Annotated in this window: 10 protein-coding genes; 2 read left to right on the forward strand and 8 right to left on the reverse strand. The window is 53.1% G+C overall.

Annotation, left to right across the window (positions count from 1 at the left end; genetic code table 11):
• Positions 1-19 precede the first annotated feature (19 nt).
• Both BM123_RS11755 and BM123_RS11760 read left to right on the forward strand, forming a co-directional pair.
• Positions 20-2500, forward strand: coding sequence for a heavy metal translocating P-type ATPase (locus tag BM123_RS11755; protein ID WP_090168672.1), 2481 nt, complete (start codon positions 20-22; stop codon positions 2498-2500).
• Positions 2501-2571: 71 nt separating this feature from the next.
• Positions 2572-2955, forward strand: coding sequence for a DUF3703 domain-containing protein (locus BM123_RS11760; protein WP_090168675.1), 384 nt, complete (start codon positions 2572-2574; stop codon positions 2953-2955).
• Positions 2956-3439: 484 nt separating this feature from the next.
• Here BM123_RS11760 and BM123_RS11770 read toward each other — a convergent pair whose 3' ends face one another.
• The 8 genes from BM123_RS11770 to BM123_RS11805 all read right to left on the reverse strand — a co-directional run bounded on the left by BM123_RS11770 (position 3440) and on the right by BM123_RS11805 (position 13379).
• The gene (locus BM123_RS11770) at positions 3440-3661 is read right to left on the reverse strand and encodes a GDCCVxC domain-containing (seleno)protein (protein WP_245748527.1); all 222 of its coding nucleotides are present in this window, start codon (positions 3659-3661) and stop codon (positions 3440-3442) included.
• Positions 3658-4281, reverse strand: a complete 624-nt coding sequence (merTP, locus tag BM123_RS11775; protein ID WP_090168680.1) for a mercuric transport protein MerTP — start codon at positions 4279-4281, stop codon at positions 3658-3660. Before merTP ends, BM123_RS11770 begins: the two co-directional genes overlap by 4 nt.
• Positions 4278-4655 (reverse strand): ArsR/SmtB family transcription factor, encoded by a 378-nt coding sequence (locus tag BM123_RS24910; protein WP_090168682.1) that lies wholly within the window; start codon positions 4653-4655, stop codon positions 4278-4280. Before BM123_RS24910 ends, merTP begins: the two co-directional genes overlap by 4 nt.
• A 137-nt stretch (positions 4656-4792) precedes the next feature.
• On the reverse strand, positions 4793-7051 hold the full coding sequence (locus BM123_RS11785; RefSeq protein ID WP_090168685.1) for a heavy metal translocating P-type ATPase: 2259 nt from the start codon (positions 7049-7051) through the stop codon (positions 4793-4795).
• A 91-nt stretch (positions 7052-7142) separates the two neighbouring features.
• Complete coding sequence (locus BM123_RS11790) at positions 7143-9497, reverse strand: heavy metal translocating P-type ATPase (RefSeq protein ID WP_090168687.1); 2355 nt, start codon at positions 9495-9497, stop codon at positions 7143-7145.
• 176 nt (positions 9498-9673) lie between these two features.
• Positions 9674-12133 carry a multicopper oxidase domain-containing protein gene (locus BM123_RS11795; protein WP_090168689.1) on the reverse strand — a complete coding sequence of 820 codons (2460 nt, stop codon included), beginning with the start codon at positions 12131-12133 and terminating at the stop codon, positions 9674-9676.
• A gap of 98 nt (positions 12134-12231) precedes the next feature.
• Positions 12232-12720, reverse strand: coding sequence for a DUF305 domain-containing protein (locus BM123_RS11800; protein ID WP_406603246.1), 489 nt, complete (start codon positions 12718-12720; stop codon positions 12232-12234).
• 95 nt (positions 12721-12815) lie between these two features.
• On the reverse strand, positions 12816-13379 hold the full coding sequence (locus BM123_RS11805; protein WP_090168692.1) for a DUF3347 domain-containing protein: 564 nt from the start codon (positions 13377-13379) through the stop codon (positions 12816-12818).
• Positions 13380-13384: the final 5 nt, after the last annotated feature.

Here is a 13384-nt window from a genome sequence, read left to right on the forward strand (position 1 = left end):
TCCATACCATCACACAATTATGAGTAAGCTAGAACTGGACCTACCCGTCCTCCTCCCCGAAGTCCCCGATGAGCGTGACCAGTGCGTAACCCGCCTGTTGTCCGCGCTTAATGCCGAAGGTGGCATTGAGAAAGCCCACCTGAAAACCGGAACATCACCGCAGGTATGCATTCATTACGACCCCGACCAGGTGGCGCTCGAAAAGGTCAAAGCCATCGCCCGGCGCGCCGGCGCCGAGATCACCGAACGCTACCATCATTTGTTACTCGACGTCACCGGTATCCGCCACCAGCGGCACGCCCGCCAGGTGGGAGAGAAAATAGGCAAAGCCAACGGCGTTATCGAAGCCGTTGTGTCCGGGGCCGGCGTAGCCCGCGTGGAGTACGACACGACGCTAACTGACGAAAATGCCGTAATTAGCGCCATCCGCCAAACGGACATCCGCATTTTGAGTGACGCTACAGCCGAGCGTTCCGATGATCACGCCGGACACGACCACGGTCCTGGTGAACACGGCAAAGAAAAGCACGGTGCGGGTGATGGCCACAACCACGATCACGGCGGCATCTTCGGTGAAAACACCGAGCTCTATTTTGCCATTGGTAGTGGGGTGTTCTGGCTCGTGGGTCTTATCCTTAGCTTCTTAGGTGGTGTTCCCGAACTGGTGTCAACGGTACTTTTTGTCATCGCTATTTTAATGGGAGGCTACTTCATCCTGATCGAGGCGATTCAAACCATCCGCCAGGGAAAGTTCGAAATTGATTTCCTGATGCTCGTCGCCGCCGCCGGTGCCTGTGCGCTCGGGGAGTTTCAGGAAGCAGCGCTGTTACTCTTTCTCTTCAGCATCGGCCACGCCCTGGAAAACTACGCCATGGGCCGTGCCCGTAAATCAATCGAAGCGCTGTCCGATCTGGCCCCGCCGACCGCCCTGGTCAAACGCAACGGTGCTACCACCGAAGTAGGGGTGGAAGAGCTGATGGTCGGTGACGTCATCGTTGTCCGCCCTAATTCCAAAATCGCCGCCGATGGTGTGATCGTCAGCGGCACCTCCGCCGTTGACCAGGCCCCCATTACCGGCGAAAGCGTCCCGGTGGATAAGCTGCCCGTCTCCGATCCTGAAGCTGAGGTCGACCTCGACACCTTGCCTGCGGAGCACCGCGCGTTTGCCGGTACCATTAACGGCAGTTCTCCGCTCGAAATTCGCGTGCTTAAGCTGGCGGGCGACAGCACCCTTTCCCGCCTCGTCACCCTCGTGAAGGAAGCGGAAACCCAGCAGTCCCCTACCCAGCAGCTGACTGACAAGTTTGAGCGCTACTTCGTGCCCGCCGTCATCGGCCTGGTCTTCTTACTGCTCTTCGCTTTCCTCGTCATTGACGAGCCGTTCTCCAAAAGCTTCTACCGGGCCATGGCCGTCCTGGTCGCCGCCTCTCCCTGCGCCCTCGCTATCTCTACCCCTTCCGCCGTCCTGGCCGGAGTGGCCCGCGCCGCCCGCCAGGGTGTACTGATTAAGGGTGGTCGTCCGTTGGAAGATCTCGGCGGCATCACCGCTCTGGCTTTTGACAAAACCGGCACCCTCACCGAAGGCAAACCCCGCCTGACCGAAGTGATCGCCTCCGGAGAAGCCACCGAGTCCGAACTGCTGACCGTAGCCATCGCCGTTGAGGAACTGAGCGACCACCCGCTGGCCGCCGCCATCGTCACCGGTGGTAAGGAACGATTGGGTAATAAAACGACCAATTTCCCTTCAGCCGAGAATCTGGAAGCCCTGACCGCCCGCGGCGTCAAAGCCACCGTAGCTGGCAAAACCGTACACATCGGTAACCGTCGCCTGTTCCGCGAACTTACCGGTCAGGAAATCCCCACCGATATCGACCAGCAAATGGCCAAGCTGGAAGACACCGGCAACACCGCCATGATTGTCCACCAGGACAACCGCTACCTCGGCATCATCGCCGTTATGGACGTAGCCCGCCCCGAAGCAAAAGCAACCCTAGCCGCGCTCAAAGAAATTGGCATCAAAAAGATGGTCATGCTCACTGGTGATCATCAGAAAGTCGCCGACGCCGTTGCCGCTGATATCGGCATCACCGATCCGCTGGGCAGCCTTCTGCCGGAAGACAAAGTTGCCGCCATCGAACGGTTACGCGCTGAAGAAGGCATGGTCGCCATGATCGGAGACGGGGTGAACGATGCGCCCGCCATGGCCAAATCCACCGTAGGCATCGCCATGGGAGCTGCCGGCTCTGACGTCGCCCTCGAAACCGCCGACGTCGCCCTCATGGCCGACCGGCTTGATAACCTCCCTTTTGCTATTGGGCTGAGTCGGATGGCTAAACGCATCATTCGCCAGAATCTGGTGATGAGTTTAGGTATGGTAATTATTCTCATTCCGCTGACGCTGCTGGGGATTGCGGAGATTGGCCCGGCCGTAATCGCTCACGAAGGGTCTACGCTGGTCGTGGTTGGGAATGCGCTCAGGTTGTTGGCTTATAAGCGCTGATCTTCCTTTAGCTTTAGAGAGTGAATCGAGTACAACCCTATCTTTATCACTAATCCGATCAATCTACCATCATGACTTTCTACTGGAGAATGCCCGCAGGGCTCCACCCCTACTACCATAAAGAACTCGATGACTACCGCTCCGCCTTTGCTAAAGGCAACCTAAGTGTAGCTTGGCAACACCTGGAGCGGGCGCACATCCTCGGGCAACCCTGGGCCGTCGAACATTCAGAAGTGCATTGGTATATGCTTCGCTTCGGCTTCGCTATCAAAAGCTGGAAGGAGATTCGCGGCCAAATACTGCGGCTGGTTTTCGGCGGCGTTAAATCCTTCGTCGGTAAAGTACCCACTGGTAATACTGGAGGGGCTAACGTCCCTCCCTTGCAGCCGATGGAAATTCCGGAGGATTTAAAAGTGATATTGAGACCTTATACTACTACCTCATTTACCAACTAACGCGTAGGAGTCACAACCATAGAGCCACGAAGATGAACGTAGAGAAAGTCAATTTATGGTTGGTCATTCTAACCTCATTGTTAATGACATCTTGCGATTGTGGGATAAGTAGCATTGGAATAGTCGCAGATACCAGAAGTGATGAAGTGCTAAGTGACGTAGAAGTGTTTAGAATCGACGATGACCGATTTCCCGTAGCGACGACTGACTCTGTCGGGTTGTATGACTATGCAGATTTCCAGGAAGGGGCTATTTGCCCAAATACCTTCGAGTTACTGTTTAGGAAACAAGGATTTGCTGATACCACTTTCTTTGTAAATAATTCCATATCGGATACTGCAAATATAATGATGCGAGAGCTGTAATAGCAGCCACATGTATCTTCAAGCGCATGGACGTAAGAACCTTATCCCCCCACTAGACTCTTTGAACTTGCTCCGCACCTGCGCGCTTGCGCCCCGTATTCATTCTTGGGGCCACGCCCCTATCCACAGCAGCCCCCTCCCCCGTCTTGCATCGGCGGGCAAACCTCCGTTCCGTAGGAACAGTAAATGCAGCAGTCGCCCTCTTTGGGGCGGAGAACGGTACCACAGCCCTTGCAATCATAGAAAAACTGGCAGGCATTGGTGGGCATGGTTTCCGTTGCCTCGTGCTGGCACTCGGGACAGGTGACGGTGGATTGTAGATTCATGGCGGAGGTACTCATATTTCAGTATTGTTTTGTGCCGTAACGGCGGTGTAGTCCGTAACGGTATAGCCCGTCGTGGCAATGGCTGCGGCGATGCTCGCCGCGTCGGTTTGGGCGGCATCGAAAGTGACTACGGTATTTTTCTCCGCGTAGGATGCTTCAATTTCCACGACGCCGGCTACGCCGTACACGGCATCGGAGACGTGCTTTTCACAGCCGCCGCAGGTCATTCCTTCGACCAGGAAGGTAGCGGTCATTAGCTGGCCTTGACCTGTGGGTAATACTGCGCTCTTACCTGCGACTGGACCATCACCGCCCGTAAAGGAAGGGATAGCCAGGAAAACTACCGCTAATACAGAAACGACCGTGAGAAAACCTCGGGATTGAAGAAGCGAACGGTTCTCCGGCGGGCAGTCACAATCTTCCACGGGAGTGGAACGTAGATGGAAATACCACGCAGCTCCTAAAGCCAATGCCGAAGCGCCGATGAGGTAAGGCCGCAGTGGTGCTATCCAGGAGAACCCGGATAATAGGATCGTACTACCCGACACGAGGACGAGAATGGGGGCGATGCAGCAGAGGGAAGCCGCGACGGCGGCCAGTAGTCCGGTGGAAGACGCCAAAGTTTCCTTTTTCATATAGTTTGTGTTTCGGCTAATAGGTCGGTTGATTGCACCAACCTTTGTCGGAATTCCGGTACCCTAGAATGGTAAATAGTGTTTCCCGCCCGTCGGGACGTTACCGCTCCAGCATCCTTTAGCTTACGCAACTGTTGTGACACTCCGGGTACGCTCAACTCGAGTATTTCGGCGAGATCACAGACACAAAGTTCCCCTTCCGCCTCCAGCAACTTCATGATGGCCAGGCGTACCGGACTGGCACAGACAGTGAAGGTTGTGGCAGCACTTGCGAGCGTATTCTGATCGCAAGCGATCAGATTTTTGCAACGGCGTATTTGGTCACCATCCCGTAATGTCCGGACACATGCCTTAGAGGAATTTGAAGATCTCATGGGGTAAAGATAAGTAACTATTTAACTAATTACTTAAATAGATTATTGCTTAGTACAAAGTTTACAACCATCATTCCCTGAGATAATTGAAAATTGTAGATAACGCTTATGACAAAAAGCACAACAACTAGCTTTAGTTACAACAGCTTCGCCGACTTCAACCGTAAGCTGTTAGCCACCACCGAAACCGAACTTAACGCCATCGCCCCGCCGGCAATCATAGGATCGAGCAGGAAACCATTGATCGGGTACAGTAGCCCCGCCGCAATCGGGATTCCGATCAGATTGTAAATGAAGGCCCAGAACAGGTTTTGACGGATGCCACGAACCGTAAGTTTAGACAAGCGAAGTGCTTTAGGAATAACCGACAAGTCCGAAGTGATCAGCGTCATTTTAGCAACGTCCATCGCAATATCCGAGCCTTTGCCCATGGCAATGCTGACGTCCGCCTGCGCCAGCGCGTGGGAATCATTGATGCCATCACCGACCATGGCCACTACCCTACCCTCGGCCTGTAACTGCTCCACAAATGCAGCTTTATCGGCGGGTAGTACTTCCGCTCGGAAGTCCTTCAGCCCCACCTCTTTCGCAACGGCAGCGGCGGTTTGCTCGTTGTCTCCCGTCAGCATATATACGTCGATACCCCGTTCCTGAAGCGTAGCAATCGCGCTACGGGAACTCTCCTTTATCCGGTCGGCGATGGCGATGATTCCGAGCACGTTCCTCTCGTCGGCTACGTAGACCACCGTATTCGCCGCTTCCCGCAGTTTTTGGGCGCGGTCGCGGGTGCCGGGGGGAGTTGTTAGGCCGTGTTCGTTCATTAACCGTTCGTTGCCTACGTAATAAGTAGCACCTTCGAATTGGGCGCTGATGCCCCTGCCGGTGATACTGGTAAAGTCATCCAGGGAAACAGGCTTTACCCCGGCATCCTTCAGCCAAGACGTGACGGCTTCGGCCAGGGGATGCTCAGACTTCGCTTCCGCAGCCAACACAATACTTTTCCAACCTTCTACTGCACCTGCGGCCGCGCCCTCTTCCCAGTACGCTTCCATTACGTTGGGGCTCCCCTCCGTGATTGTTCCCGTTTTGTCCAGCACGATGGCGTCTACTTTGTATCCTAATTCCAGGCTCTCCGCATCTTTGATCAGGATGTTGTTCTCGGCTCCCTTACCAATGCCAACCATGATGGCCGTCGGTGTCGCCAATCCGAGGGCACACGGACAGGCAATCACCAGTACTGCCACGCTGGTTAGCAAAGCGTGCGTAAAGGTATCTTCACCGCCAAGCACCATCCAGCTGATGAACGTTACCACCGCAATGACCATCACAATCGGGACAAATATGCCCGCGATCTTATCCACCAGTTTCTGTACCGGTGCCTTGCTTCCCTGAGCCTGCTGCACCATCTTGATGATCTGCGCCAACAGCGTCGCGCCGCCCACCTTTTCCGCCACAAAACGGAAGCTGCCTTTCTGATTGACCGTGCCTGCCAATACTGCTTCTCCTTCGGCTTTACGAACCGACACCGGCTCTCCAGTAATCATGCTTTCATCTACAAAGCTGTTTCCGTCTTGCACCTGGCCATCGACGGGAATTTTCTCTCCAGGTCGCACCAGCAACAGTTGCCCGGTGGTAACGTCTGCAATAGCCATCTCTACCTCTTCTCCGTTGACGATCGCTTTAACCGTCTTAGGCTGCAACCCAATCAGTTTTTTGATCGCCGAAGATGTGTTCGACTTCGCTCGTTCCTCCAGTAGTTTACCGAGGGAAATAAAGGTGATGATCACCGTAGCCGCCTCGTAGTAAACGTGTGGTTCCAGTCCCTGGTCCAACCAGAATTTCGGGTTCAGGGTATTGAATAAACTGAACAGGAAGGCGATGCCCGTACTCAGCGCCACCAGCGTATCCATATTGGCTTTGCCGTAGCGCGCTTGCTTCCAGGCGTTGACGTAGAAGTGGCGACCGAACCAAAATAGTACTACGGAAGCCAGGCCCAGGCTTATCCACCGGCCTACCGGCCACTCCATAAAAAACATTCCGATGAGGAAAACGGGAAGCGTGAGGATAGCCGACCAAATCGTACGCTGCTTGATCATCGCGTACTCTTTTTCTTTCAGTTCTTCCTGGACGGCCGTGGGGTCATCTACATCAACAATCAGATCATAGCCAACCGCCTGAAGGGCGTTGCGTAGTTCGTTAGCCGTTAGCTTATCATGGTCGAAGTCTACGAGGGCGGTAGTATTGGCAAAGTTGACACTCACATCATTGACACCCGGTAATTTTTTCAGGATGCTTTCTACACTGGAGGCACAGCCGGCGCAGCTCATCCCCGTTACCGGGAAGGATTCTTTTTCGGCAATCTTAATACGCTTGTCTTGGTCGGTAAGCACGCTCATGTCACTTTGTTTTGGATTACAAAGTTCGTTCGGCAAGGCACCAAACGCATTACAGGATCGTGGCTAATGATTACATCATTACGTAAGCAGGCTACTCCAATTCTCTCTTCAGCAGTTGTGCGTTTACCGCACAAATAACCGTACTGATACTCATCAGCGCTGCACCGAAAGCAGGGCTGATCACCAAGCCGGGAATAAAGCCGGTTGCCAGCGGTAAAGCCACCGCATTGTACCCAGTAGCCCACCACAAATTCTGAATCATCTTCCGGTAAGTCGCTTTACCAAAAAGGATAAGGTTAGCGATGTCTTTGGGGTCGCTGTCGACCAGAACGATGTCGGCGGTTTCCGCCGCAACGTCCGTTCCGGAACCAATGGCAATTCCCACGTCGGCTCGCGTCAGGGCCGGAGCGTCGTTAACGCCATCACCCGTCATGGCCACAAACTCTCCCGCCGCCTGCAGTTCTTTGATTTTGTCCTGCTTCTGATCCGGAAGGACCTCCGCCAGGTAATCGTCCATCCCTAACTCCTTGGCTACCGAAGCGGCAACACGTTCGTTGTCCCCCGTCAGCAGCAAGCATTTAATGCCGTTCTTTTGAAGCGTATCAATGGCGCCCGCGGAAGACTCCCTAATCTGGTCGGCGAAGGTGACAAAGCCAACAAGCTGGCCATCGACGACCAGGAATATTTTTGTTTCTACCCCGTCATCACTGTCGTCCGGGGCCATAATGCCGGCGGATTCCAGCATCAGGTAGCCGCCAGCACGGACTGCTTTGCTTTCTACCGTTCCGCTCACGCCTATTCCGGCTTCATATTTGAAGCCTTTGCTAGTGGGTATTTTCAATCCGTCAGCCTTAGCCCGCCGTTGCAACCCCTTCGAAATATGGTGCTCCGAACTACTTTCTACCGCCGTAGCGTAGCGTAATAGCTTCGCTTCGTCCCAGCCCTCCGCCAGTGTCACTACCCGGGTTACCTCATGCGATCCTTTCGTCAGCGTCCCCGTTTTATCGAAAACAATGGTGGTGATCTTGCGCGAGTTCTCAAAGGCTGTCCGGTTACGGATCAGCAGACCATGTTTAGCGGAAACGCTGGTGGAGATCGCCGCGACCAACGGAATGGCCAGGCCCAGTGCATGCGGACAACAGATGACCATAACGGTTACCATTCGCTCCAACGCAAAGGCCAGCTCCTTGCCCATAAACATCCACCCGGCAAAGGTGCCAAAGCCTGCCACCAGCGCAATCACGGTAAGCCATTTCGCCGCCCGGTCGGCCAGGTGCTGGGTCTTCGACTTTTGCCCCTGAGCATCCTGTACCAGCTTGACCACTTTGGCCAAGTAGCTATCCTCCCCTACTCCTTTGACTTGCACTTTTATCGCGCCACTACCATTGATGGAGCCACCAATAACTTCCGCCCCTTCGGATTTGCTCACGGGCACGCTCTCTCCCGTCAGCATACTCTCGTTCAGGGAACTGCTGCCTTCTTTGATTACACCGTCAGCGGGAACCTTCTCTCCGGGCTTGATCAGGATCAAGTCCCCGGTTTTCAGTTCACTGATCGATACTTTACTGGCTTGTCCCTTGTCATCTATGCGCGTCGCCTCGTTGGGCATCAACGCAGCCAGCGCCTCCAGGGCTTTACTGGCTCCGAGCACCGAGCGCATCTCGATCCAGTGGCCGAGCAGCATCACTACAATGAGCGAGGCGAGTTCCCAAAAGAAGGTCTTGCCCTCCAAACCAAAAACGACGGCGGAGCTGTAGATGTAAGCCGCAGAAATGGCAATCGCGATCAGCGTCATCATCCCGGGAGCCCGCTTGCCAAGTTCTTCCTTCAAACCTTTCAGAAACGGCCATCCACCGTAAAAGTAGATGATGGACGACAGCACGAACTGTAGATAGCGGTCACCCGTAAAGGTCCAGCTCACCCCCAGGAAGTTCTGAATCATCGGCGCCAGTAAAAGCACCGGTAACATCAGCACCAGCGACACCCAAAATCGCCGCTTAAAATCCTCGATCATCATCCGGTGGTGATCGCCATGATTACCGTGCCCGGAATGATCCATTTTTGAATGATCCATGGTGGCGTGGTCCATCTCACTGTGGTCCATGGTGGAATGATCCATCTTCTCATGATTCATCTTGGTGTGGTCCGTCCCCTGATGGTTGTGCTCACTGATCGCAGCCTCATGACCGTGCTCAGTGAGTTCCGCCAGGTGATCTTTAGTAGTACCTACTGCTCCCAATTCCGCTGCCAGCGTGTAATCTCCGGCCGCCGCGACCGCCGCGTTGAGATCTTCTACGGTAACGTGATGGTGCATGGTGACGACAGCCTGCGGCGGATTCAGCGTTACCTCCGCAGATTGAATACCATGTACCGCCTCCAAGGCCTTTTGAACCTTGGCGACGCAGTGGTCGCAAGTCATACCGGAAATGGAATAAGTGTGTGTCATAGTTAGATTGAATTGCCGGTAAGTTTTTAAAGAAACATCATCACAATTCCAAACAGTGCAAGGGCGATCAACACTCCCGTAGTGATTCCGTTAAGCAAGCGCTTTATGATGCCCGGATTTTCGTCCGGCTTGCAACAGTCTTTCATTTCAGTTAGTGTTTAAACTTAATTTACGATTTAAAATCTGACACTCAGCCCACCACCGTATCCGAAGCGGTTATCATAGCTACCCATCAGCGAGAAGTTTCGGCCCAGCATGTACTCCATACCGGCACTCCAGACTGTCTCACCCTGGTAGTCGGTGTTCCCGTCTTCACGACCTACAACCCCAAAATCAGCCTGGTACTCGTAGTACCCAAAGGCCGATAAGCGTGGAAAAAACATGATGCTACGCCCAATCCCAATGCGCGGCCGCAGCTTGTTGTCCACCCGCATATCGATGTTAAACAAGTAGGGACTCAACCAGCGGACACCGGCAACCGCCGTGATCGATGGATCGTCGAAACTCTCCTCAACACTATTCTCTACGTTGACGCCGCCGAATACCCGCACCCAGTCGTAGATATACCGCTCGTAAGAAATCTCCGCCTCAAAGTTCTTATTGTAGCCGTACTCCAGGTTCAGGTTAAACTGGTTCCTGATGTTAGATGAAACCAGGCTCAGGCCACTCATATGGGAAGCGACGTCCGCCATTCCCCAGGTGTAAAACTGATCAGTTTCCGCAATGAGATGGCTTAAAGGAGCATCTGCTAATCGCTCGTCACGAGGTGTGTCATAGCTAAAAATTCGGGCCATACCGCCCATCATATGGTAGAGGATGTGGCAGTGGAAAAACCAGTCACCATACTCGTCTCCGTAGAACTCGATCGTAACCTCCTGCATCGGTGCTACGTTGACGGTGTGCTTTAGTGGGGAGTACTCACCGTTTTCGTTAATCGCCCGGAAGAAGTGTCCGTGCAGGTGCATCGGGTGGTGCATCATCGTCAGGTTATTAAACGTGATTCGGGTAACCTCGTCAGCTTTAATCTTGATCTTATCCGTTTCGAATAATCCAACGCCGTTGAAGCTCCAGATATAGCGATTCATATTTCCCGTCAGGTTTAATAAGATCTCTTTAACCGGTGCATCCGCTGCATAAGTCGTTTTCTCCGGGGAGCGTAAATAGCTATAGTCAAAAGCGCGGCCCATCATCTCCGCCGGCGGCATCATGCCGTCTTTGCCTTTTTCCATGCTCCCCATCTTGCCGTGATCCATGCCTTCCATCCCCGGCATTCTCTGTTGATTTACCTTCATCGAGTCAGCAAGCATCTTCGTGTCATCCGTCATTTTTGCGTGCTCCGCAGGGCTCATGTTTTTGTGGTCCATTCCTTCCATTTTCTCCTGGCCCATCTTCATCCCGGGCTTGTCCGTTTTCTGGTCGCCCATTTTCATCCCGTCCATCTTACCACCAGACATGTCCATGCCGCCCATGTCCATCTGCATCCCGTATTTCTCTTTTATCTCGTAGCGTTCATCTTTATTGGGATTGGCCTTTAACGCCGGGGCCCCCATCCGCATATCCATCTTCGCCATCATCTTCATCATCCCGATCTTATCGGGGCGGGGGATTTCCATGGCAGGGTACAGCTGGCCGGTACCGAGGGTGGTTGTCGCCTTTCCGGAGCCGTCGAAGGCAGAAGCCTTTACTTCCAGTTTCCCGTCCTCCGGGATCGTCACGATAAAGTCGTACGTCTCTGCGTTGCCGATCAGGGTCTTGTTCTTCCTTACGGGAACTACATCCAGCCCGTCAGCTGAAACCAGCAGCGGGGTCGGTCCGCCGAACGTTAGCCAGAAGTAGGAAGAAGCCGCACCATTAATAATGCGTAAACGCACCCGTTCGCCTGGTTTGAAGTCGGGGTTCTCCGAATTGGATTCACCGTTGATCAAGAAGGCGGGATAGTAGATATCAGCAATATCCGCACCCTCCATGCGCTGCCGCCAGAAGTTCAGTTGAGCACCGAGGCCACCCCGGGCGATTACCCGGTTGAGCGGCGTAGCGGTCCCCTTCTTGATGCCGTACCATTCGTTACCCCTTTTTAAATTTTTAAGCACACTGGCGGGCTTTTCGTCCGTCCAGTCGGAGAGCATCAGCACCAGATCTTTGTCGTATTCCAACGTCGTCTCCTTCGGTTCAATTACGATGGATCCGTATACCCCGCTTTGTTCCTGAAGCATGGTGTGAGAGTGGTACCAATAAGTGCCGGATTGCTTCAAGGCAAATTCGTAAACAAAACTTCCCCCCGGTTCAATCGGCGGTGTATTCAGATAAGGCACCCCGTCGTAAAAATTGGGCAGCAGAAGACCATGCCAGTGAATGGAAGTTTCTACTTCCATCTTGTTGGTAACGGTAATCCGAGCAAATTCACCTTCTTCAAAACGTAACACCGGACCAGGTATACCACCATTTACGGTCATGCCGGTAACAGCCTTACCCGTGATGTTGACCGAATTGGATTCGATTACTAATTCATATTCACGGACCGGTAGATTATCCGGATTCCCTTCAAGAGAACCCTGGGGAGTTATCCCGATCTGCTGAGACATTCCCAAGACAGGAATGAGCAAAAGGACTGATAAAAAGAGATTGTAAATTTTCATAATGGCTGGGTTGTAAAAGAAAGGCCGACCGGCACGAAGCTGGCTGACCTTTATAATGGTTTAGTGGCAATCGCATTACGAGACCATAGGTAACCTGGTTAATCGTTTTGTTCTAGTCGGTAAATCATCTTCTTCATCTCAGCGATTTCTCGCTCCTGCGCCTCGATGATCTCTTCAGCAAGCTTGATCGCTTCGGGGTCTTTAAGATGCGCTTTTTGGCTGACCATGATGGCGATGCTATGGTGCGGTATCATTGCCTTCATCCATTGCACATCACTTACGAAAACCTGCTGCCTTAAGCCCCCCACGGCAAGTACGAAAGCCAGCACGGAGACACCCAATATGGCGTAGTTCCAGATTTTCTTTTTGTACATCCCCCACATGAATAAAAGCATGGTAGGTGCCATAGCGGCAATCATCAGAAAGGTCATGTACGTACGGGAAGGAGCCAGGTAGATGTGGTCCCATTTGTCTACACTTAAGTACATCACGGCATACATAATGACGAAGGAAGTCGTCATCATGATTCCAAATTTGAGGTAGGGATTCATCCCATTCGTATCGTTCATCTCTTTATCGTGGTTCATCATTGTTGGGTGGATTAAAACGTGGTGTAAAGCTTATTAGAGGCGCGGCCGCAGGTGCCGGGCGGAGTTAAAAAAGCAGGGCGAAGAAGTATAGTCTATTTTATTTCCGCTACTACCTTTCCGCACTTCAGCATTTTGTCGCCGTAGTAAGGATTACGGATGTCAGATACATCAGAAAACCAGTTACCACCCGCGCCGTCAAAGGCCATCGGGCAGTACTGCTTGTAGATCACACCATCGGTAATGCCATCGGTAAAGAGTGGCTCCAGGCCTGTTGTCAGTTCGGCAAAGCGGGCTCGTACACCTTCCAAATCGTCAGCTTCCGCCACTTCGCGGGCGAGGTCACGCAGGGCCGGTTTATCGTCACCAATCGCTTCGGCCAGGTTGCCGGCGGCGGATTTTGCATCGTCCGCATCACTGTTTACCAGGGCCATTTGTAACTTTAGATAATACTGATAAACGGTTGCCGTAATTCCATCGGCAAAACTGGCGTCAAAGGCATCTGGTGTAGCAGCCTTCTCGGCCTTCACCTCTTCCGGGGTGTTGAGTTCAACGTCCGTGTGATTCGCCATCTCAGTAGCATGATCCGTCTTGGTCCCGCTATTACAAGCCTGTAAAAAGGCTAAAGCAAGGAATAATACAATGATTTGTAGTTTCATCTTTC

The organism is Neolewinella agarilytica, from assembly GCF_900110645.1.
GTDB lineage: Bacteria > Bacteroidota > Bacteroidia > Chitinophagales > Saprospiraceae > Neolewinella > Neolewinella agarilytica.

What these genes read in the sequence shown, in the direction of transcription:
- BM123_RS24910 (WP_090168682.1), bottom strand. Translation starts at nt 4,655, where the DNA reads ATGAGATCTTCAAATTCCTCTAAGGCATGTGTCCGGACATTACGGGAT.
- BM123_RS11760 (WP_090168675.1), top strand. Translation starts at nt 2,572, where the DNA reads ATGACTTTCTACTGGAGAATGCCCGCAGGGCTCCACCCCTACTACCAT.
- BM123_RS11795 (WP_090168689.1), bottom strand. Translation starts at nt 12,133, where the DNA reads ATGAAAATTTACAATCTCTTTTTATCAGTCCTTTTGCTCATTCCTGTC.
- BM123_RS11790 (WP_090168687.1), bottom strand. Translation starts at nt 9,497, where the DNA reads ATGACACACACTTATTCCATTTCCGGTATGACTTGCGACCACTGCGTC.
- BM123_RS11770 (WP_245748527.1), bottom strand. Translation starts at nt 3,661, where the DNA reads ATGAGTACCTCCGCCATGAATCTACAATCCACCGTCACCTGTCCCGAG.
- merTP (WP_090168680.1), bottom strand. Translation starts at nt 4,281, where the DNA reads ATGAAAAAGGAAACTTTGGCGTCTTCCACCGGACTACTGGCCGCCGTC.
- BM123_RS11805 (WP_090168692.1), bottom strand. Translation starts at nt 13,379, where the DNA reads ATGAAACTACAAATCATTGTATTATTCCTTGCTTTAGCCTTTTTACAG.
- BM123_RS11800 (WP_406603246.1), bottom strand. Translation starts at nt 12,720, where the DNA reads ATGAACCACGATAAAGAGATGAACGATACGAATGGGATGAATCCCTAC.
- BM123_RS11755 (WP_090168672.1), top strand. Translation starts at nt 20, where the DNA reads ATGAGTAAGCTAGAACTGGACCTACCCGTCCTCCTCCCCGAAGTCCCC.
- BM123_RS11785 (WP_090168685.1), bottom strand. Translation starts at nt 7,051, where the DNA reads ATGAGCGTGCTTACCGACCAAGACAAGCGTATTAAGATTGCCGAAAAA.